The 21,545-nt window shown below is 61.9% G+C and carries 17 protein-coding genes and 1 tRNA gene; 9 read left to right on the top strand and 9 right to left on the bottom strand.

The features are described 5' to 3' along the window. Nucleotides 1-14 precede the first annotated feature (14 nt). From Q1A89_RS05140 to Q1A89_RS05150, 3 genes are all read left to right on the top strand, one after another. Nucleotides 15-773, top strand: a complete 759-nt coding sequence (locus tag Q1A89_RS05140) for a DUF3592 domain-containing protein (RefSeq protein WP_299724581.1) — start codon at nt 15-17, stop codon at nt 771-773. Between the two features lie 81 nt (nt 774-854). Further along, nucleotides 855-3,152, top strand: coding sequence for a xanthine dehydrogenase family protein molybdopterin-binding subunit (locus Q1A89_RS05145; RefSeq protein ID WP_299724583.1), 2,298 nt, complete (start codon nt 855-857; stop codon nt 3,150-3,152). Next, nucleotides 3,130-4,221: a DUF2235 domain-containing protein gene (locus tag Q1A89_RS05150; RefSeq protein WP_299724585.1), complete on the top strand. Its 1,092-nt coding sequence runs from the start codon at nt 3,130-3,132 to the stop codon at nt 4,219-4,221. Before Q1A89_RS05145 ends, Q1A89_RS05150 begins: the two co-directional genes overlap by 23 nt. A 32-nt stretch (nt 4,222-4,253) precedes the next feature. On the opposite strand, the gene Q1A89_RS05155 is transcribed toward Q1A89_RS05150, so the two are convergent. Continuing rightward, complete coding sequence (locus Q1A89_RS05155; RefSeq protein ID WP_299724587.1) at nt 4,254-4,733, bottom strand: PaaI family thioesterase; 480 nt, start codon at nt 4,731-4,733, stop codon at nt 4,254-4,256. 143 nt (nt 4,734-4,876) lie between these two features. Then, entirely contained in the window at nt 4,877-5,734 is an 858-nt protein-coding gene (gene metF / locus Q1A89_RS05160; protein WP_299724591.1) for a methylenetetrahydrofolate reductase [NAD(P)H], read from the bottom strand. A gap of 90 nt (nt 5,735-5,824) precedes the next feature. Here metF and Q1A89_RS05165 point away from each other — a divergent pair, with 90 nt between their 5' ends. Then, complete coding sequence (locus Q1A89_RS05165; protein WP_299724593.1) at nt 5,825-6,730, top strand: LysR family transcriptional regulator; 906 nt, start codon at nt 5,825-5,827, stop codon at nt 6,728-6,730. 147 nt (nt 6,731-6,877) lie between these two features. Here the strand turns inward: Q1A89_RS05165 and Q1A89_RS05170 are convergent, their stop codons facing one another. Next, nucleotides 6,878-7,915: an NADP-dependent oxidoreductase gene (locus Q1A89_RS05170; RefSeq protein WP_299724596.1), complete on the bottom strand. Its 1,038-nt coding sequence runs from the start codon at nt 7,913-7,915 to the stop codon at nt 6,878-6,880. 114 nt (nt 7,916-8,029) lie between these two features. On the opposite strand from Q1A89_RS05170, the gene Q1A89_RS05175 reads away from it, so the two are divergent. Continuing rightward, complete coding sequence (locus Q1A89_RS05175) at nt 8,030-8,815, top strand: inositol monophosphatase family protein (RefSeq protein WP_299724599.1); 786 nt, start codon at nt 8,030-8,032, stop codon at nt 8,813-8,815. Here Q1A89_RS05175 and Q1A89_RS05180 read toward each other — a convergent pair. The 3 genes from Q1A89_RS05180 to putA form a co-directional block, all read right to left on the bottom strand. Next, on the bottom strand, nt 8,812-9,174 hold the full coding sequence (locus tag Q1A89_RS05180; RefSeq protein WP_299724601.1) for a GFA family protein: 363 nt from the start codon (nt 9,172-9,174) through the stop codon (nt 8,812-8,814). The genes Q1A89_RS05175 and Q1A89_RS05180 overlap by 4 nt on opposite strands. Next, the gene (locus Q1A89_RS05185) at nt 9,171-9,905 is read right to left on the bottom strand and encodes a rhomboid family intramembrane serine protease (protein ID WP_299724603.1); all 735 of its coding nucleotides are present in this window, start codon (nt 9,903-9,905) and stop codon (nt 9,171-9,173) included. Before Q1A89_RS05185 ends, Q1A89_RS05180 begins: the two co-directional genes overlap by 4 nt. Before the next feature lie 96 nt (nt 9,906-10,001). Next, on the bottom strand, nt 10,002-13,412 hold the full coding sequence (gene putA / locus Q1A89_RS05190; protein WP_299724606.1) for a bifunctional proline dehydrogenase/L-glutamate gamma-semialdehyde dehydrogenase PutA: 3,411 nt from the start codon (nt 13,410-13,412) through the stop codon (nt 10,002-10,004). A 127-nt stretch (nt 13,413-13,539) separates the two neighbouring features. On the opposite strand from putA, the gene Q1A89_RS05195 reads away from it, so the two are divergent. The 4 genes from Q1A89_RS05195 (at nt 13,540) to Q1A89_RS05210 (ending at nt 17,660) form a co-directional block, all read left to right on the top strand. Further along, on the top strand, nt 13,540-13,995 hold the full coding sequence (locus Q1A89_RS05195) for an Lrp/AsnC ligand binding domain-containing protein (RefSeq protein ID WP_299724608.1): 456 nt from the start codon (nt 13,540-13,542) through the stop codon (nt 13,993-13,995). A 50-nt stretch (nt 13,996-14,045) separates the two neighbouring features. Next, entirely contained in the window at nt 14,046-14,600 is a 555-nt protein-coding gene (locus tag Q1A89_RS05200) for a tetratricopeptide repeat protein (RefSeq protein WP_299724610.1), read from the top strand. Nucleotides 14,601-14,645: 45 nt separating this feature from the next. Next, nucleotides 14,646-14,731, top strand: a tRNA-Leu gene (locus tag Q1A89_RS05205). A 343-nt stretch (nt 14,732-15,074) separates the two neighbouring features. Beyond that, on the top strand, nt 15,075-17,660 hold the full coding sequence (locus tag Q1A89_RS05210; RefSeq protein WP_299724612.1) for a methyl-accepting chemotaxis protein: 2,586 nt from the start codon (nt 15,075-15,077) through the stop codon (nt 17,658-17,660). A gap of 211 nt (nt 17,661-17,871) precedes the next feature. Here Q1A89_RS05210 and metG read toward each other — a convergent pair whose 3' ends face one another. The 3 genes from metG to Q1A89_RS05225 form a co-directional block, all read right to left on the bottom strand. After that, entirely contained in the window at nt 17,872-19,584 is a 1,713-nt protein-coding gene (gene metG / locus Q1A89_RS05215) for a methionine--tRNA ligase (RefSeq protein ID WP_299724614.1), read from the bottom strand. Nucleotides 19,585-19,656: 72 nt separating this feature from the next. Continuing rightward, nucleotides 19,657-20,880 (bottom strand): MFS transporter, encoded by a 1,224-nt coding sequence (locus Q1A89_RS05220; protein ID WP_299724616.1) that lies wholly within the window; start codon nt 20,878-20,880, stop codon nt 19,657-19,659. Between the two features lie 58 nt (nt 20,881-20,938). Next, a complete protein-coding gene (locus tag Q1A89_RS05225) occupies nt 20,939-21,526 on the bottom strand; it encodes a YceI family protein (RefSeq protein ID WP_299724618.1) in 588 nt (195 codons plus the stop codon). Nucleotides 21,527-21,545: the final 19 nt, after the last annotated feature.

Raw genomic sequence — 21,545 nt, forward strand, 5'->3', positions numbered from 1 at the left:
CTAGCCTTGCGCGCATGAGCGATCTGACAAACGGGCCCGCGCCGGGCTTTTGGCGCATGTTGTGGCGGACAGGGGGCATGTTGCCGCTGTTCCTGGCGATATTCACGGTGGTGATGTCACTGATCAGCATGGCGGAATTGCGCAAGGGCCTCGCCTTTGCCTCGCGCGGGGTCGAGGTGAGCGGAGAGGTTCTGGATCGCGCTGAAAAGCGTGTGCGCCGCGATGATCGTTGGGAAACGGACTATTACCTGACGGTCCGTTACGATGCGCAAGGCAGGGTGATGGAGAAGCGGCGCAAGGTGCTCAAGCGTGTGTATGAAGCCTCTGACATCGGATCAACGCGCCGCGTGCGCTACCTGCCTGAGAAGCCCGAGACAGTCGAGTTCGAGATCGGATCGACGCTGGCCTCGGGCAAGATGATGCGCTGGTTGTCGCTGGCTCTTGGCATCGCAACACTTGCCGCTCTGTGGTGGAAGGGCGGGCGCGCCGTCGATGCGATCCGGGCGCGCAAGTTCGGAGCCTCGCAATGGGTCACGGTGACAGGCATTCGCGAGATCAAGCACAAGAACGGGCGGTCTTATCAACTGCAATGGACGAACAGCGACTTCACCACCGGCAGCAGCCTTACGGCAGGGCGCGAGGCCACCTTTGCGCCTTACCCGCCGGGTACGAAAATCGAAGTTTTTCGTGGCGCCAAGGGCCATATGTGGTGGGTCGGCGATGTTGGCCCGCGCAATGCCGCCGCAACCGTGCCGTCCGTGGGCAAATCCTAGTCACTGCTGGCTCTGGACACGGGGGCCGCATCCGCTAGGTTCGCCCCAGACTGATGCCGCATCGAATGCAGGAGCGCCCCCATGGACAAATTCGGAAAAAGCCAACCCGTCACCCGCCGCGAAGATATGCGGTTCCTGACGGGAGAAGGGCGTTACGTGGACGATATCGCACCTGCGAACGCCTTGCAGTGCTTTGTTTTTCGCTCTCCCGTGGCGCATGCCAGCATCACCGAACTGGATGTCAGCGACGCCAGGGCAGCCGAAGGCGTGCACGCCGTCTACACCCTCGCCGATCTGGAAGCTGCGGGTATGAATGTCGGCATGCAGGGCGCGACGATGAAAAACCGCGATGGCAGCGAGGGCGCTGCGCCCGAACGGCCCATCCTTGCCCGCACCCGCCTGCGCTTTGTCGGGGAGCCGATTGCAGTGATTGTGGCCGACACGCTGACCCAGGCCCGTGACGCGGCGGAATTGATCATGCTCGACTATGACGACCTGCCCGCCAAGATGGACATGATCGCAGGCGGCGAGACCCTGCACGACGAGGCGCCGGACAACATGGCCTATGACTGGCACATGGGCGACAAGGACGCGACCGATGCGGCCTTTGCCTCTGCTGCTCGGGTGGTCAGCCTTGATGTGGGGGACAACCGGATCATCGTGAACTCGATGGAGCCGCGCGGTTGCTATGCCGAGATGGAAGGCGAACGGTTGCATGTTGCCATCAACGGGCAGGGGGTCTGGGGGCCAAAAGGGCAACTGGCCAAGGCGCTGGATGTCGATCCCGACACCATCCGCGTGACCAACCCCGACACCGGCGGCGGGTTCGGCATGAAGGGGATGATGTACCCTGAATATTTCGTGCTGGCCCATGCCGCGCGCGATCTCAAGCGCCCGGTGCGCTGGATGTCCGAACGGACCGAGGCGATGCTGAGCGACAATGCCGGGCGTGATCTGACCTCGCTGACCGAACTGGCCTTTGACGAGAACCACAAGATCATCGGTTACCGCGTCTTTAACGAGGCCAATATGGGCGCCTACAACTCGCAATTTGCCCAAGCCATTCAGACGCAACTGTTTTCACGGGTGCTGATGGGGGTCTATGACGTGCAGACGACCTATCTGCGCTCGGTCGGCTATTACACGAACACCACACAGGTTGATGCCTATCGCGGGGCCGGGCGGCCCGAGGCGATCTATATCCTTGAGCGGGCCATGGACCGCGCGGCGCGCGAATTGGGTGTGGACCCGCTCGAGTTGCGGCGCATCAACTTTATCAAGCCCCACCAGTTTCCTTATGCCGCGGCAACAGGCGAAACCTATGACGTGGGCGATTTTGACAAGGTACTGTCCCGCGCCGAGGTCGAGGCCGACATTCCCGGCTTTGCCGCGCGTCGGGCGCGAGATGCGGACAAGGGTCTGCTGCGGGGCATGGGGCTGTGTTACTATATCGAAAGTATTTTGGGTGATCCTTCGGAGTCAGCAAAGGTTGAATACACCGATGAGGGTCGCGTGAATATCTACGTGGGCACACAATCCAACGGGCAGGGCCACGAGACGGTCTATGCGCAGTTCCTGAGTGATCAGACCGGCATTCCGGTCGATCTGATTGACGTTGTCCAAGGCGATTCCGACCGGATCAAGGTGGGCGGCGGCACGGGCGGGTCGCGCTCGGTCACGGTGCAGAATAACGCGACGCTCGCCACGGTTGGCGCGATGACAGAGGCGTTCAGTGCCTTCCTTGCCGAAGAGATGGGCGTGCCTGCGAGCGAAGTGTCCTTTGACGACGAAGTGTTCCGGGCCGAAGGGTCGAACATGAGCCCGACCATGCTGGACGTGGCCGACATGGCCCGTGAGAAGGGCCGCGAGGACCTCTTGGTTCACGAACGCCGCGTCACGCTTGAGGCGCGCAGTTTCCCCAATGGCTGTCACGTTGCCGAGGTCGTGATCGATCCCGATACTGGCGTGACCACGTGCGACCGCTATACTGTCGTTGATGATTTCGGCAATCTTATCAACCCGCTGCTGGCCGAAGGTCAGGTGCATGGCGGGGTTGTGCAGGGCATCGGGCAGGCACTGACCGAGCACGTGATCTTTGACGAGGATGGCCAATTGCTCACGGCAAGTTTCATGGACTACGCCTTGCCGCGTGCCGCTGACGTACCCATGATTGGTTTCACGTCAGAACCGGTGCCGTCCACGGCTAACATCATGGGGATGAAGGGCTGCGGCGAGGCCGGGACGGTCGGCGCATTGGCCGCCGTGTCCAACGCGGTGCAGGATGCACTTTGGGATCGCGGCGTGCGGCAGGCGGACATGCCGTTCACACCGCTGAAAGTATGGGAACTGTTGAAGGATGATGTTATCGCGGCTGAATAGGACTGTTGCAGGCTGGCTGAAAGGCCGGTTTGGCGCAGGAACGGCCCAGGTGGACCCGCCGACGCGGGGCCGCACCATCCACGTCATCATCATCGACGGCACCATGTCGAGCCTTGATCCCGGCGACGAGACCAATGCCGGTTTGCTGGCCAAGCTGCTCGGCGAGGTCGGCAATGAGGTGTCCCTCTATTACGAACCGGGTCTGCAGTGGTCGGAATGGCGCCGGGCGGGCGACGTTCTGTTCGGCCGGGGCATCAACCGCCAGATCCGGCGCGCCTATGGCTATCTTGCATCGCGGTATCGCCCGGGTGATCGGATCTTCTTTTTTGGGTATTCGCGGGGGGCCTATGCGGTGCGTTCGCTGGCCGGGATCATCGACCGGGTGGGTTTGCTGCGCGCCGATGCCGCGACCGAGCGTAACATTCGCGACGTTTATCGCCATTATGAGTGTTCCCCCGGCGGTGACGCGGCCCGCATCTTTGCCCGCAACAATTGCCACGCCGAGATCGAGATCGAGATGATCGGGGCGTGGGATACGGTCAAATCGCTGGGGCTGAACATGCCCTATCTCTGGCGTCTGAGCGCGCCGCGCCACGCCTTTCACAACCACGCGCTGGGCAAGTCGGTCAAACACGGGTTTCACGCGCTGGCCCGCAACGAAACCCGCGTCGCCTATGCGCCGGTGATGTGGGACACCCGCGACGATTGGGACGGCCATCTGGTGCAGATGTGGTTTCGTGGGACACATGGTGACGTGGGCGGGCACCTGTCCGGCTATGACGCATCCCGCCCCTTGTCCAACATTCCGCTGGTGTGGATGCTGGAACAGGCCGAGGGCTGCGGGTTGCCACTGCCCGACGGGTGGGCCGAGGGTTTTCCGCAGGACGCCACGGCACCCTCGGTCGGGACCTTCAGCGGCTTTGGGCGCTGGTTCATCACCCGCAAGCCGCGCAAAGTCGGTCTTGATCCGTCCGAGCGTGTGCACCCTTCCGTTTCGCACGCCCCGCCGCCGAAAGGCTGGACCGAGCGCTTGTCGGGATGGCGGGGTCGGGGGGCTGACGCGCTTTGAGCGATGCTCAAAGACGCCCCACCCACCGTCCCTCAGCGCAGTTTCATGATGATGCAGGTGGTCGAGCCGGTGGCATAGAGTTTGCCATCCTTCACCCCGCGGATTTCACCTGACGCAACGCCGGTGGAGCGGCCTGCATGATCGATGATGCCGATGCAGTCGATCTCTGTCCCCAGCGGGATCGCGCGGGTGATGTTTATCTTGTATTCGAGCGTTGTGTAGACCGACCCGGCGGGCACTTTGGTCATCACAGCACAGGCCATCGCACTGTCGAGCAGCGTGCCGTACCAGCCCCCATGCACCGTGCCCATCGGGTTGGTGACATTAAATTCCGGCGTACCGCGAAAGGTCACGCGCCCGTCCTCGACGCTGTGCACAGTGTAGCCCATGGTCTGCGAAATCGGTGGTCCGGGCAGTTTGCCGGCCGCCATGCCTTGCATGAAGTCGAGGCCGGACATGGACAGGAGCGCATCCATATCAAGCAGGTCGTCGAGCGAATTGGCGATGGGCATGGGCGTCTCCGGCGGTGTTATGCTTGGAGACTATGTCAATTAGACTGATCGGTCTAGTGCTGTTGTGTCACCCTCGGAGGGGGCCAGCCCCCTCGGCCTTTGGCCTCACCCCCGTGGTATTTCCGGTCAGAAGAAACGGGTGATCACGCGACGTTGCGGATGTTGGCCGCAGGCACCAGCCCCAAGGCGCGGCAGACTTGCAACGTCAGCTCGGGGCGGTTGAGCGTATAGAAATGCAGTGCATCGACCCCTTCTTCGATCAGCGTGTCGCACAGGTCGCTGCAATGGGTCAGCGCATAAAGGTCGGCGTGGCCGTGGCGCGTGGCCCGGTCGAATTCGCTGGCGATGACGGCAGGAATAGGTGTGCCGCACCGCTTTGCGAACTTTTGGGCGCTGGCCCAGTTGGCGATGGGCAGGATACCCGGCGTGATCGGCGCTGTGATCCCGGCATCGGCGCAGGCATCGCGGAACCGCAGGAAAGTGTCCGCCTCGAAAAAGAACTGGGTGATCGCCTCGGAAGCGCCCGCGTCGATCTTGGCCTTCAGCCAGTCGATGTTCTGCGCCATTGAGGCCGCGTCGGGATGGCTGTCGGGATAGGCGCCGACGCGGATGTTGAAGCCGCCCGCCTCTGCAAGCGCTTCGATCAGCTCGACGCTGTTGGTGAACCCGTCTGCGTGGGGTTCGAACGTGCCGCCATCAATGGCGTCCCCGCGCAGGGCGACGATGTCGGTGATTCCGGATTTCTTGTAGCGCTCGGCCACGCGCAACACGTCTGCCCGGCTTTGGCCGGTGCAGGTCAGGTGCGCGGCGACGCGCAGACCGGAGGTCTTGCGTAAGGTTTGCGCCGATTCTTGCGTCAATTCGCGGGTCGATCCGCCTGCGCCATAGGTGACAGAGACAAAGCGCGGATCAAGCGGGGCAAGCGTTTTGACCGTATCCCACAGGTGAAAGGAGGCATTCAGCGACTTCGGGGGGAAGGTCTCAAACGACAGGGCGGTCATGGCACGGGTTCCTTATGAGGTTGCAATGACTATGCGCTGCGCGGTATCTTGAAGCAAATTCATAACATTCATCATAAACATGAGGCGCGCATGCATATTGAGTTTCGCCACCTGCGCACGATCAAGGCGATTCACGAAGCGGGTGGGCTGGCCCGGGCCGCGGATCAGCTGCACATCACCCAGTCCGCCCTCAGCCATCAGGTGAAGGGTTTGGAGGATCAGGCCGGGGTGGAGCTGTTTGTCCGCCGCTCCAAACCGCTGAAACTGTCCGCCGCCGGATTGCGCCTGTTGCGGCTGGCCGAGCAGGTGCTGCCGCAGGTCGAGGCGCTGCAGGCCGAGTTCACAGGTCTGCGGGACGGGTCATCGGGACGGTTGCATATCGCGATTGAGTGCCATGCCTGTTTCGAGTGGCTGTTCCCGGTGCTTGAGCAGTTTCGCCGTGCCTGGCCAGATGTAGATGTGGACATTCGCCCCGGTCTCGCCTTTGACGCGCTGCCTGCGCTGATGAAGGAAGAGGTTGATCTGGTTGTGTCCTCTGATCCCGAGGATCTGGCGGGGGTGGAGTTCGTGGAACTCTTTGATTACGCGCCGGTTTTTGTGGCGGCCAGCACGCATCCTCTGGCGCAGAAACCTTTCGTGGAGGCGGCGGATTTTCGCGGTGAGACCCTGATCACCTATCCGGTGGAGCGCACGCGGCTGGATGTGTTCAGCCAATTGTTGATCCCGGCCAAGGTGGAGCCTGCTGCTGTCCGGCAGGCGGAGTTGACGGCTGTCATTTTGTTGCTTGTGGCCTCGAACCGGGGGGTGTCCGTGCTGCCCGATTGGGTGGTGCGAGAGGTGAAGTATTCCAGCGATTATGTGACCCGACCCCTAACCGAGCATGGTCTTACGCGGCGCCTTTATGCGGCGGTGCGCAGTGATGAGCGCGACAAGCCATATATGCAGAAGCTGATTGAGTTGGCACGGGTCGAGGCGCGCAAGTTGCAGAGTGCGTGAGGGTGTCGGACGGCTCTGTTTGCCTACGGCAAATGCGCCCGCCCGCCGACCCATTTCCGTGCGCTTTTTGGTTCGACTGTGTGGCTGATCGCTTTTCCTTGAAAAGCAATCCTTGCCACCGGTCGCGGTCAACTGCGTGATTGCGACCTAGGCTAGCTTCACCAGTTGCTTGCCCCTGTTGCGCCCTTCCAACAGGCCGATAAAGGCCGCCGGCGCATTCTCCAGCCCTTCGGCGATCTCCTCGACCACCTTGATCTCGCCGCTGACAACTCTCGGGGCCACATCAGCAAGGAAGTCAGGCATGCGGTCCCAGTGGTTGGAGATAATGAAGCCCTGCACCGCGAGGTGTTGCACAAGAATGGTGCGCCACAGGGCCGGGACGGACATCGCAGCCTCTGCCCCCGCGCCAAGACCGCCCGCATTGTACCACGAGATCATGCCGCAGAGCGGGATGCGCCCATGGGTGTTCATGAGCGGGATCACCGCCTCAAGCACCTTGCCGCCAACATTTTCGAAGTAGATGTCGATGCCATCGGGCGTGGCCTCGGCCAGTGCTTTGCGCAAGGACCGCGCATCCGGGTAGGCGCGGTGATCAAGGCAGGCGTCAAAGCCGAACGTATCACGCGCCAGCGCACATTTGTCCGCCCCGCCAGCGATGCCCACGGTGCGCAGCCCCAGCGATTTTGCCAGTTGTCCGACCATGGAACCCACCGGGCCGGTGGCGGCGGCCACAACTAGCGTTTCACCTGCCTTTGGCTTGCCGATCTCGTGCAGCGCGTACCAGCCGGTAAAGCCGGGCATGCCCAGCACGCCGAGGCAGGTGGTGATCGGGACCGCGTCGGGGTCGATCCTGCGGCACATACGCGCGTCAGCCACCGCATGAGTGGCCCAGCCGAACGACCCCATTGCGACGTCGCCCGGTTTGAACCGGTCCGAATTGGAGGCGATCACCTCGCCCACACCGCCGCCTTCCATGGTGCCCCCGATCGGCACTGCAGCCGCATAGGATTTGCTGTCGTCCATGCGCCCGCGCATGTAGGGATCAAGCGACATGTAATGGACCCGTACCAGCACTTCGCCCGCACCCGGTGTCGGAAAGGGCGCGGTTTCAAGGCTGAAATTGGCAGGCGTCGGCGCCCCTTCGGGACGGCTGGCGAGGGTGATGTGCTGCATCTGGTCGGACATGGTGCGCTCCTCTTGGGCTTGCATCACCTGAACAGGCGCCAGCCCCCTTGGCAAGGGCAGCCGCGGCGCGTATAGCGCGCCTCTGATCCCTTTCCCCGTTTTCGGAGCGACCTGATGGCTGCCAGCGCAAATCTCAACATCATGATGAAGGCCGCGCGCAAGGCGGGCCGGTCGCTGGCCAAGGATTTTCGCGAGGTCGAGAACCTGCAGGTGTCGATGAAAGGGGCAGGGGATTTCGTCTCCAAGGCCGATCTGGCCGCCGAGGCCATCATCAAGGAAGAGTTGCGCACCGCCCGTCCGACCTATGGCTGGCTGGCCGAGGAAGGTGGCGAAGAACCGGGCGAAGACCCGACGCGCCGCTGGATTGTCGACCCGCTGGATGGCACCACGAACTTTCTGCACGGGCTGCCCCATTGGGCCGTGTCCATCGCGCTGGAACACAAGGGCCAGGTGGTGGCGGGTGTGGTCTATGACCCGGCCAAAGACGAGCTGTTCTTTGCCGAAAAGGGGCAGGGCGCCTTCATGAATGACCAGCGCCTGCGCGTGTCTGGCCGGTCCAAGATGATCGAGGGGCTGTTTTCGACCGGTCTGCCCTTTGGTGGGCGCGCTGACCTGCCCGAAACCTTGCAAGAGCTTGCCCGTCTGATGCCGGTCTGTTCCGGTGTGCGCCGCTTTGGAGCGGCAGCACTTGACCTCGCTTACGTCGCGGCGGGTCGCTATGACGGCTATTGGGAACGCCGTTTGAACGCCTGGGACATTGCCGCCGGCCTTTTGATTGTGCGCGAGGCGGGCGGCTTTGCCGAGCCTCTGAGGCCAGACGGCAACATCCTTGAAGATGGCGAGATCATCTGCGCCAATGAGCCGATGTTCCCGCAGCTCTCCAAGATCATCCGCGCCTAAGGCTTGCGATCCGAGGGGTGATTTACCCCGTCTGACCAGGGGATGGGCTCATGCTCGGCCGGGTTCACCTCGTCCAGCGTGCCCATGTTGACGCCGATATGGTCGGGATTGGCGCGCTGGTTGTGATACATGTAGATGCCGCAGACCTTGCAGAAATGGTGCCGCGCGGTGTTGGTGCCCCATTGATACAAGGTGAGTGCCTCCGCGCCCTGCACGATCTTGACGCCGTCTTTGGGTGCCACCACCGCCGGGGCTGCGCGGCGTCGGCAGAACGAACAGGTGCAACGTTGCGCTGTGCCCAACCCGTCCAGCAATTGCACCTCAAGCACAACGGCGCCGCAATGACAGGACGCTCTCATCGCCGCACCTTGGGGATGCGCGAGGTGGCATAGGTCGCCTCGGGGTGGGGCGGATGCCCATCGGTGCGCCGCCAGAACCCGACCGCGCCGCGTTTGAGCCAGAGCGGCAGGGTCAGTGCAAGACCCGCGACAAAGCCACCCGCATGGGCCCAATAGGCCACGCCGCCTGCTTCGACATCCGCCCCGATGCCGCCCACGAATTGCATTGCAAACCAAACGGCCAGCATGATCCAGGCCGGGATCGGAAAGATGCGGATGAAGATCACGAGGATCAGCAGAATATCGACACGCGCCTTGGGAAACAGCAACAGATAGCTGCCCATGACCCCCGCAATCGCGCCGGAAGCCCCCACCGTTGGCACGGACGAACCCGGCGAGGCGAGCACATGCACCAGACCGGCCGCAATGCCTGCCGCGAGGTAGAAGACAAGGTAGGGCACGTGTCCCATCTCGTCCTCGATGTTGTCGCCAAAGATCCACAAAAACAGCATGTTGCCGATCAGGTGCATCCAGCCTCCGTGCAGGAACATGGAGCTGACAAGCGTGCTGAACCCGTCTCCGGACGTTATCCTTGCGGGAATCGCCGCATAGTCAAAGAAGAAGGCGTTGAGCGCGCGCGGGTCGTTGAACAGTGCCACATAGCTGAGGAAAATGCCGATATTGGCGGCCATCAGCATGTAGGTCACATAAGGGATGCGGCCCGAGGGATTGTGATCACGGATAGGAAACATGGGCGAACACTTGGCCGGGGCGCGCCGCGCGTCAAGGGGCGAGGCGGAAACCGAGACGGTTTCCGGGCCGTTTTTCGCCTCGAAAAACGCGTGCGTTCAGCTGGCAGCGCCCAGCAACGCCGTGTTGCCGCCCGAGGCCGTGACATCGACGCAGACGTGGCGTTCATAGGTGGCATGGGCGCGGTCGGGCCGTCCGGTGATCAGTGGAATGATGGGTCCAGTGCGAGCCGCCAGATCACGCTCGAGGCGATGTGCCGTTTCATCGTCGCCCCACCACAGGACGCCGCCATAGTTGGGTCCGTCGGTCAGCGCAGCGGGTGGGATCGATCCCACCGCTTTGATGGCGATTCCACCTGCTGCTTCGACCGCTTTGGCCTGTGCCGCTGCGGCTTTGGCGCCCGGGCCAGCGCACAGGAGTGAGGGTCGGGGCGCGTGGCTGAGGACGTTGGATTCTCCGGTCGGGCCGGGCAGGGGCGTGCTGGACAGGACCTTGTGGTCCTGTGCGGGCAAGGCAGGCAGAGGGGCGTCGTTTGCCCATGCCTCTTCTGTTGCGGCAAGCGCAGGCGCGCGGAACCGCAACAGGTAGTCCGGCCCGCCCGCTTTGGGCCCAGTGCCAGAAAGTCCAACGCCGCCAAAGGGTTGGCTGCCCACAATGGCGCCGATCTGGTTGCGGTTCACATAGATGTTTCCGGCCCTGATCCGTTCGGAGACGTGCTCGACCCGGTCATCGATCCGGCTGTGCAGCCCAAAGGTGAGCCCATAGCCCGTGGCGTTGATGTCATCGATCACCTGATCCAGTTCACCGGATTTGAACGTCGCCAGATGCAGGACCGGGCCAAAGACCTCGCGCGTCAGATCACCAATCCCGTCGACCCGGATCAGGGTGGGCGGGACAAATGTGCCGTCCGGCGGTGTCTTGAGCCGATGGATGAGCCGCCCGGCGTCGGTTGCGGCCTTGATATGGTCCTCGATCCCGGCGCGCGCGGCCTCGTCAATGACCGGGCCTATGTCGTTGGACAGCATCCATGGATTGCCTACGTTCAACGCCTCCATCGCGCCGATCAGCATCTCGGTAAAGGCGGGGGCGATGTCGGCCTGCACGTAAAGGCAGCGCAGGGCCGAACAGCGTTGGCCTGCGGATTGAAAGGCACTTTCGATCACGCTGCGCACGGCCTGTTCCGGCAATGCGGTGCTGTCCACGATCATTGCGTTGAGCCCACCCGTTTCCGCGATAAGCGGTGTGCCGGGGTGGCCATGTTCGGCGAGGCTTGCGCGGATGCGCAGCGCCGTATCGGTGGATCCGGTAAACGCCACACCGTTGGCGCGCCCTTGCGCTGTAAGCGCCGCGCCAACCTGTCCATCACCGGGCAACAGTTGCATTGCCGAGAGAGGCACGCCCGCCTCATGTAGCAGCGAGATGGCGAGATGGGCGATCAGCGGGGTTTGCTCGGCCGGTTTGGCCAACACCGCATTGCCAGCAGCCAAAGCGGCAGAGATCTGGCCGGTAAAGATCGCAAGCGGAAAGTTCCAGGGCGAGATGCAGACAAAGGTGCCTGCAGGTGCATCACCTTCGGCCTGACTGGCGTAATAGCGCAGGAAATCAACGGCTTCGCGCAGTTCCGCGACGGCGTCCATGAGCGTTTTGCCGGCCTCGCGCGCCAGAAGAGCAAAGACCTCGCCAAAGCGCGCCTCGTAAAGGTCGGCCGCTGCGTTGAGGATGCGTGCCCGCTCGGATGCGGGTGCCGTCCACGGGCTCGCATCCGCAAAGGCTTGCGTCACGGTGTCAGTCGTCGCCTCTGTCACATGGCCCACCACGTCGGTGCGATCAGCGGGGTTCAGGATGTCGAGCTTCGGGCCGTCACTGGCTGTGACAGTCAGTGGTACTGCCGTCCAGCGATGCGCGGCAAAGGGATCGCGGGCTGCACTGATCTGGGTCAGCGTGCCAGTGTTCGTGATGTCGAACCCGCGCGCATTGGGTCGCTCGGGCATGAACAGATTGGGCCCGTCCGGGATGGTGATCGCGGTTTCTGCCAATTGGTCAAACGGGTCGGCGGCGACCACCTCGGGCGGCACATCGACGTCCACGATCTGGTTCACAAAGCTGGAATTTGCCCCGTTTTCCAATAGCCTGCGCACGAGATAGGCCAAGAGATCGCGATGCGCGCCCACCGGCGCGTAGATGCGGCAGCGCGTGCCTCGCGCGCGCAGTACAATCGAGTGCAACGCCTCGCCCATGCCATGCAGGCGCTGGAATTCGTAAGGCTGGTCGTCGGCCATGTGCAGGATCGCGGCCACCGTGTGGGCGTTGTGGGTGGCAAATTGCGGATAGATCCTGTCGGTCATCCCCAGCAGCTTGCGCGCGTTCGAGATATAGGACACGTCCGTCGCCGCCTTGCGGGTGAACACGGGAAAGCCCGCAACCCCCAGCACCTGTGCGCGCTTGATTTCGGTGTCCCAATAGGCCCCCTTGACCAACCGCACCATGATGCGCCGGTCGTGCCGCTGCGCCATGTCATAAAGCGCGTCGATCACTTGCGAGGCACGCGGCCCATAGGCCTGCACAACGATGCCGAACCCGTCCCAGTCGGTCAGCGCCTCGTCCCCCAGCACCGCCTCGATCACTTCGAGGCTGAGGGACAGGCGGTCGGCTTCTTCCGCGTCCACATTCAGACCCATGCCCGCTGACTTCGCCAGCAGCGCAAGCGAGCGCAGGCGCGGCACCAGATCACGCAAGACGCGGTCTTCTTGTGCGCGCTCATAGCGGGGGTGCAGGGCGGAAAGTTTGACCGAGATACCGGGGTTTTCGCGGATATCGTCATGCAGACAAGCCCGCGCGATGGCCGAAATGGCGCGCGAATAGGACAGATGGTAGCGCCGCGCGTCGGCCTCGGTCAGGGCTGCTTCGCCCAGCATGTCATAGGAATAGGTGAAGCCCTTGGCCTCCATCCCGGCGGCGCGGTCCATGGCTGCATCAATGTCCTCACCAAGGACGAACTGACGGCCCATTTCCTTCATCGCGCGGGACACGGCGGCACGGATCACAGGCTCGCCCATGCGCTTGATCGCGCCGCGCAGATGCTTGATCGGCCCCGGTTGGTCATCATCCAGCACGCGCCCTGTCAGCATCAGCGCCCAGGTCGAAGCGTTGACGAGACTGGAGGTCGAATGCCCCAGATGTTTGCCCCAGTTGGACGGCGCGATCTTGTCCTCGATCAGCGCGTCGATCGTGTCGGCATCCGGCACCCGCAGCAAGGCCTCGGCCAGACACATCAACGCGATCCCCTCGTCGGTGGACAGGCCATATTCAGCGAGGAAAACCTCCATCAGTCCGGGTGCCGCCTGCGTGCGGATCGCACTCACCAGCCGTGCCGCATCTGCGCAGATGTCCGCGCGATCTGCCGCCGACAATTGGGCCGATGCGATCAAGTCACGCAGCACTGCGTCAGGATCGCCATACATCCCCGCATCCAGTGCCAATGCGAGGTCAAGGCCAGTGTCACGCGCCATTTCGGTTTCCTTTCTCATTTCGCGCAGTATATCAGGAGCATATCAGTGAAATTCATCAAAGATGGCGGAGATGGCAGAACAAAATCGTGAAAAGACAGGGAATGACCGCGCAAAACGGCTTTCTGGCATGGATCAGTTTGATCAATCGATTCTCACCGCGCTCGCCGAAGACGGGCGGATGAGCATCACCGACCTTGCCGCGCGCATTGGGCTCTCCAAATCGCCAACCCAGGCACGGCTGCGGCGCCTTGAGGCCATTGGCGTTATTATGGGCTATCGCGCGCTGCTGGATCCGATTTCGCTGGGCCTTGATCATGTCGCCTTTGTCGAGGTGCGCCTGACGGACACGCGTGAAGCGGCACTCAAGGCTTTTAACGCGGCTGTCCAGAACATTCCCCAAATCGAACAAGCCCATATGATCGCGGGAAATTTCGACTATCTGCTCAAGGTGCGCACCCGCGATATGGCCCAATATCGCGCCTTTCTGGGCGATGTCGTGTCTACATTGCCGCATGTCGCCGCCACATCAACCTTTGTGGCCATGGAGGCCGTCAAAGAGGTCATGCTGCCCGGAATCGAATGATCACGCATCTGTTGATTTGACCTCGCGCGCTCCTGGCGCATCATGGGCGCATGAAACCTTTCTATTTCCTTGCGCTGCTGGCCGCGCCCGTATGGGCCGAGGCCTGCCCGCCCAGCCCGGATCATTCCGTCGCGCTGACCGCCCTTATCGACCAGATCCGCGCCGCTCCGGATGAACGCGCTGCCCAGCCCATTTCCGGCCAGATGTGGGAGTTGTGGCTGGATGCACCCGATGCCGCCGCGCAAGAGGTGCTCGACATGGGCATGCGCCAGCGCAACAACTACGATTTCGTAGGCTCTCTGGTGTCGTTTGATCGGCTTGTCGAATACTGCCCGGACTATGCCGAAGGCTACAATCAACGCGCCTTTACCCGCTTTTTGCGCGAAAACTACACCGCTGCCCTTGTCGATCTGGACGCAGCCCTCGCCCTGTCACCCGACCATGTGGGCGCACAGTCGGGGCGCGCGCTGACCCTGATGAACCTTGGCCGTGTGGACGAGGCGCGTGTGCAGATGGAAGAAGCGCTTAAAAACAATCCATGGCTGTCGGAACGGGCACTTTTGGCCAAAGGCGCCCCGCTTGGTCCCAAGGGTGAGGATATCTGAGCCCGGGCTTGAGAAGCCTTGCGTGATTGCCTAACAAGGCGGGGCGCGGGCGTGATGGAATGGTAGACATATCAGACTTAAAATCTGAAGGGGTTCGCCCCGTGTGGGTTCGAGTCCCACCGCCCGCACCACAGCGAGAATTGCGAAACCAAAGAGGTTCCCGCGGCCCGTCATCGGCAAGGTGACTTGGGTTTTTGCGAACAATTCTCGCCAAATGCCGTTTGATATTTGACCCCGCGGCGCACGCATTTCTGGCGCCGTCCGCAGGAGTTGATGTGGCTTGGCGTACCGTTAGATTCCGGTGTTGGGGCTGGCCATTACCGTTCAGCATGAGAAATTCTGCCAGCCGACCGGGCCCGTCGCCCAGGAAATACAAGCCTGTTAATCGGGCGGTAAGAGAGCTGGTTTAGCACCGCCCCATCCCAAAAGCCGCCCAATCCATTGTGCGGCACAGCTTAACGATAGGTAGTGGCAATGCGCTTTTTCGGGCTTTCGTGGTTCAAACTGTCCAAACTGAACAGTGTTCTCGTCAAGGCGGCCCTGATCGCCGGGCTTATGACCCTATCGGTGGTGATCACGAAATCGGCGCTAAACGGATCGGCCAAACGCGACCTGATCAGCGAGGCTAAAACGGAACGGGCAACGGATGTCACCGCCTTGCTTGCCATGCAGTCCGGCGGCGCGATCAAGTTCGGAAACGAGGTCGCCGTGAGCACGACAGCGACCGGCGTTGTCGAAGCCGCCCAACCCGATATGCTGGGCGCTTTGGTGATGAATACAAACGGAATAATCCTGCACGAGAGCGAGGGGGTGGACCTGCAAACCCCCGAAGCGCTGGCGATGATCCAACGGGCGATCGAAAGCGGCACAAAGGTCATTTCCGATGACGGCCTGATGATCGCCGCACCGGCCCTGTTCGGGAACGACAACGCTGTCGCGGGCGCAGTTCTGACACACTGGACCAGCGAACACTCGATTTCCGCCCTGCGCGAAGCAGAGGCGGATTCACTCCTGGCGAGCGCCGTCGTTTTCCTGATTGCCATGCTGGGAAACTGTTTTTTCCTTTGGTTTACGATGTCGCGTCCACTGGATCAGGTGGGCCAAGCCATCGATGAAGTGGCCAACAAGAACTATGATCTGGATATTCCACATACCGGGCGCGGTGACGAGATCGGCGGCATTGCCAACCGCATCGAAGAATTGCGCAGCCGTTTGAAAAAAGTGCAGGGGCTTCAACGCGATGCGGCCTTCAAGAGTGCGGCCTTCGAGGGGAGTTCGGTGCCGATGATGATGGTGGACGATGCCCTCAGGATCAAGTTTGTGAATCCCGAATGTGTGGCGCTGCTGGACAGTTTGATGCCTGACCTCGCCAAAGACTGGCCAGAGGCAAAACCAGGTGGGTGGATCGGTTTGGATCTTGGAGCCTTGCCTGCTATCGCCGCTACCGCGGTGCAGGACGATGCGGCAGACAGTGATGCCGGGCACGAAATTTCCCTGCGCGTTGGCGAGCGTGACATCGCCGTTCAGATCAACCCGGCATTTGATCACAAGTCCCGCCGCATCGGCGCAGTGATCGAATGGAACGATTGCACCGTCGAGTTGCGCAATGCAGCCGTTCTTGGTGGCATCGATACGTCGCAGATGCGGCTCGATTTCGATTCCACCGGCATGTGCCTGTCGATGAATGATGTAGCACGTGAGCGTCTGTCGATTGGGTCCGGTGATGAGCTGGGTCAGTCGCTGGCGCAGATGATGCGGACCGAACAGATGGACGGCGTGCGCGGACACGAGGTGGCGTCCTCCGCCATGTCAGGCGAGCCGGTGCACGGCAAAATTCACCTTGTTGCCGCAGGCGGGGAAGGTGTTGTTGTCGATGGTGGTTTCGTCCCGGTCCGCGCACAAAACGGTGCGGTTGAGCGGATCATCCTGCTTGGATCAGACGTAACGGATGCAGAACACGAGATGAGAGCGGCGCGCGAAAAACAGGCGCGTGTTACCAAGGAACAGAATGAGGTTGTGGCGGCTTTGGGTGAAGCGCTCAAGCGGCTGTCACAAGGGGACCTTGCCAACGATCTCGGGACCGCCTTTCCAGAGGAATACGAAGACTTGCGCGCAAACTTCAATCTTGCGATTTCTTCGCTGCGCGAAGCGGTCGGATCAGTCTCGCAAAATGTCGAGTCCATTCGAAACGAAACCTCGGAGATTACCACCGCAGCAGATGATCTGTCCCGGCGCACGGAACGGCAAGCCGCAACACTTGAGGAAACGGCGGCCGCGCTTGACGAATTGACATCGTCCGTTCGGTCCGCAGCGGATGGCGCAGATGCGGCCAGCAAAATGTCTGCCGATGCGCAAGCCAATGCGGAGCAGGGCGGCGTGGTCGCAGGCCAGGCGGTCAAGGCGATGGATGAAATCAAGACATCCTCGCAGCAGATTTCAAAAATCACCAGTGTCATTGACGACATCGCCTTCCAGACGAATTTGCTGGCGCTCAATGCCGGGGTCGAGGCGGCACGGGCCGGCGAAGCAGGGCGCGGATTTGCGGTCGTTGCCACTGAAGTGAGGGCATTGGCGCAGCGGTCGTCCGATGCGGCGCGGGAAATCAACACGCTCATTTCGGACAGTGCAAATCAGGTTCAGCAGGGAGTTGATCTGGTGGACCGTACCGGTGCGGCCCTCTCGGCGATTGTTACGTCCGTGTCAGATATTTCCGAACGTGTCGCCGAAATCGCAAGTTCCGCACGCGAACAGTCCGCCGGTTTGAACGAGATCAACGTCGCCGTGAACGAATTGGACCACGTAACACAGCAAAACGCCGCGATGTTCGAAGAAACGACCGCCGCAAGCCACGCATTGACGTCAGAGGCCGATGGTCTTGCATCTGCAGTGGCCAAGTTCAAGTTGGGGGATACCTATACGTCAGTTGAACGGATCAAGACTCCGGCGCAAACAACACCAGATTTGCCGCGGGCGGCGCCTGTTCCGGCTGTATCCGGAAACGCAGCCCTTGCGATAGAACACACAAGCCCCGTATCCGAAACAGGGTGGGAAGAGTTTTAGGGCAGCAGCGGGAAAGCGCATGAAGCGCTTTTACGTGCCGGGCGGCGATCATCTTTGATCAAATGTGAAACTTGTGCTCGAAAAGCTTGGCCTCACGCCAGCGCCGACTTACGGTATCATACCCCAGGCCATTACATCGGCGGCTCAAAGCCGCTGGCGGGCACTCTAGGCAAGCGGCAGAAACGGCGCCAAGCGCCCGTTCGTCATTTGCTCAGCTGCGCACCCCAGAAAAACGTTGCTGCCAATCTTCGCGGGCTTCATCCGTGATTTTTGCAAACAGATTGTCCGGCACGGAAAATGCATGGCCCGGGGGCAGCAGCGCCAGAGCAGAGGCCGCATCTTGTGGCCAATCCAGCGTCTCCAGCCCCAGCGCGGACTGCATCGTGGCGCAAGCCTCCGGAATGAATGGCGTCGAAAGCGCCGCATAAAGGCCGATCAGGTTCAGACCCATGCGGATCTGCATTGCGGCTGTATCCTCATCTTCCTTGATGGATGTCCAGGGTGCGGAGGATTGCAGGTATTCGTTGCCTGCCACCCAGATCGCGCGCAATTCCTGTGCCGACTTGCGCACCTCCATCGCATCCATCATTGCAGAATAACGTGCGATGCGGGCGTCCAGATCCGCGATCAATGCGGTCTCGCGTGCACCAAAGACAGTCCCTTCCGGCACTGTTTCACCAAATTTCGAGCGGCAGAACTTGGTGACGCGACTCACGAAATTGCCCAGCACATCCGCCAGATCCTTGTTCACCCCTTGCTGGAACAACTCCCATGTAAACTCGGAATCCGATGTCTCGGGGCAATTGGACAACAACCACCAGCGCCAGTAGTCGCTGGGCAGGATCTCCAGCGCCTGATCCATGAACACACCGCGCCCCTGGCTGGTCGAGAATTGGCCACCGTCATAATTGAGATAATTGAAGGACTTGAGGTGATCGACCATCTTCCATGGCTCGCCCGATCCGAGGATCGTTGCGGGAAAGCCGAGCGTATGGAACGGCACGTTGTCCTTGCCCATGAACTGGGTGTAGCGCACGTCGTCGGCGCCCTTGTCGGTGCGCCACCAGCGCTCCCAATCCGCGCCGTCATTGGCTTCGGACCATTCGCCCGCGCAGGCGATGTATTCGATGGGTGCGTCGAACCAGACATAGAACACCTTCCCTTCCATCCCCGGCCAGTCGGCATCGCCGCGCCGCACCGGGATGCCCCAATACAGATCGCGCGTGATCCCGCGATCCTGCAGACCATCGCCGTCATGCAGCCATTTCTTGGCAATCGAAGTGGTCAGAACCGGCCAGTCCTTTTTGCTGTCGATCCATGCATCCAGATCGTCCTTGAGCGCGGACTGTCGCAGATAGAGATGCTTGGTCTCGCGCACCTCCAGATCAGTGGAGCCCGAAATGGCCGAGCGCGGATCGATCAGATCGGTGGGATCAAGCTGCTTGGTGCAGTTTTCGCACTGGTCCCCACGGGCTTTGTCATAGCTGCAATTGGGGCAGGTGCCTTCTATGTAGCGGTCGGGCAAATAGCGTCCATCGGCATTGGAATAGACCTGTTTTTCAGACACTTCGCGGATCAGATCCGCATCGGCAAGGCGGCCTGCGAAGTGTTGCGTCAGCGCATGGTTTTGCGGCGATGAAGAGCGCCCGAAATGATCAAAGGACAGCCCGAACCCTTCGGCGATCTTTGCCTGAACCGCGTGCATTTCCGCGCAATACTTGTCCACCGGCTTGCCCGCCTTGGCCGCAGCCAGTTCGGCAGGTGTTCCGTGCTCATCCGTGGCGCACAGGAACAGCACCTCGTTGCCGCGGGCGCGTTGATAGCGCGCATAAAGATCGGCTGGCAGCTGGCTGCCGATCAGATTGCCGAGATGTTTGATCCCGTTGATGTAGGGAATGGCAGAGGTAATCAGGTGACGCTGCATAACTGGGGCCTTTGCATGGGTGCGCCCCGTCTAGCAGTGCCGCGCGGCCGGGAAAAGACCCCGGCACGCCTCTTAGTCGCGCTCGCGACTGCGCCCGGTGAGCCGTCCGATCAGGAAGGACGTGCGTGGGGAATAGACATAGCGTGTGCGCGTCGCAGGCGTGGCCCGCGCGCGCATCCGCGCCAGACCAAAAAGGATCAGCAAACCGTGCCCGACCGAGATCATCGCAAAAAGGGCCGGCGGGCCATAGGCGTCGATCAGGGCGGAGGCGGTGAACGGTGCTGCGATAGCGCCAACGGCGAAGTAGAACATGAGCGCGGCTGACAATTCGACCCGCTCCGAGCTGTCGGCAAAGTCATGGGCGTGTGCTGCGGCGACCGAATAGATCGGGAATGTGGTCAACCCGAACAGGCCCGCCGTCAGCATGATTCCGACTGTGCCCAGCCCACTGGCCAGCACGGTGATGCCACAACTGACCATGGCCGCGCCGGACAGCCAGATCAGCACCCAGCGGCGGTCGAACTTGTCTGCAAGCCAGCCGACCGGGTATTGCGCCAGCGCCCCGCCCAGCACGAAAGAGGCCAGAAACCACGCGATTTGCGACGTGCTGAGGCCCACCTCTTGCCCGTAGATTGGTCCGACCATCCGAAAAGACGCGCTCGACAGCGCCGCCACGATCACACCTGCTGCGGCAAGCGGCGAGCGTTCAAAAGCGAGGCGCGGTCTGAGCCGGGGTGAGGTTGGTGTTTCAGGCTGTTGCGCCCTCGTCAGGGTGAGCGGCAACAGGGCGGCGCAGCAGACGATGGCGAGGATGTTGTAGCTGACATAACTTGCCGGTTCGAGCACGCTAATCACCAGTTGCGCCGTCAGCGACGCCCCCATGTCCACAACGCGGTAGACCCCCATCGCCCGCCCGCGGGTTTCGTTGGTGACTTTGGCCTGCAGCCAGGCTTCGATCACGGTATAGCATCCGGCCACGCACATTCCGGACGCGATCCGCATCACGGCCCAGGCCATGGGGTCGAGGATCAGCATATGGGCGATCAGCGCGATGGCCCCCGTGGCGGTAAAGGCGGCAAAGGCGCGTGAGTGCCCAACGCTGCCCATCAGGCGTGGGGCCCACCAGCATCCGATGAAGAAGCCCAGAAAGTGGGCCGAGCCGAGGATCCCGATGTCTTGCGTGCTGAACCCAAGTGCAAAGCCCGACAAGGCGTCCAGCGGCCCCAGCGAACCCGAGCTGAGCTGCAACAGGATGACGGACACAAACAAGGCGGCCAGGGATATGAGCATGCGCATGCCCGGAACCTGACGCAATTGCGTCCCCGCTCCAAGTCTGTTTCCGACACCGGGCGGTTTAGAGTGTCGTTTCGATCTGCGCCTTGATTTCGATGTGAACCGAGTCGCCGACCAGATCGCTGTACCCGCGCGCGCCAAAATCGTGCCGGTTGACCGTGCCGTTGAGGCGGACGTTCAACCGGTCATGTTCGTGCGCCGCACGTCCTGCCGGGCGAAACAGATGCGCGTCAAAGCGCGCCTCGCGCGTGACCCCGCGCAGGGTCAGCAACCCGTCAAGCGTGGCGCCGTCCGACATCCGACCCTGCGCCCCGAGGGTCACCCGGGTCGAGCGGAACCGCGCCAGCGGAAACGCGGCGGCGGCCAGAACACTGTCGGATTTCAACGCTTCGGTTGCCAGCATCATGCCGGTGCGTGCCCGCCGCACATCCGCGATTACATCGGCGGTGGATGCCGCGAGGTTGCGCCTGTCGATGCTGAGGTCTGCCCGCTCGATCGGAACTGTGCCTGTGACCGGGATGCCGCCGAGGGTGAACGTGTAGCTGATGGTCGCGCCATCCGGTCCCAGCCCATAGGGCTGTGCGCGGGCGTTCCCGGGTAGGGCCAGCGCGGCCAGCGCACCGGCAAGGAGAGTTCTGCGTTGCATCATCTGCCTCGGTCTGCTCTTG

Source organism: uncultured Tateyamaria sp. (assembly GCF_947503045.1).
Classification (GTDB): Bacteria; Pseudomonadota; Alphaproteobacteria; order Rhodobacterales; family Rhodobacteraceae; genus Tateyamaria.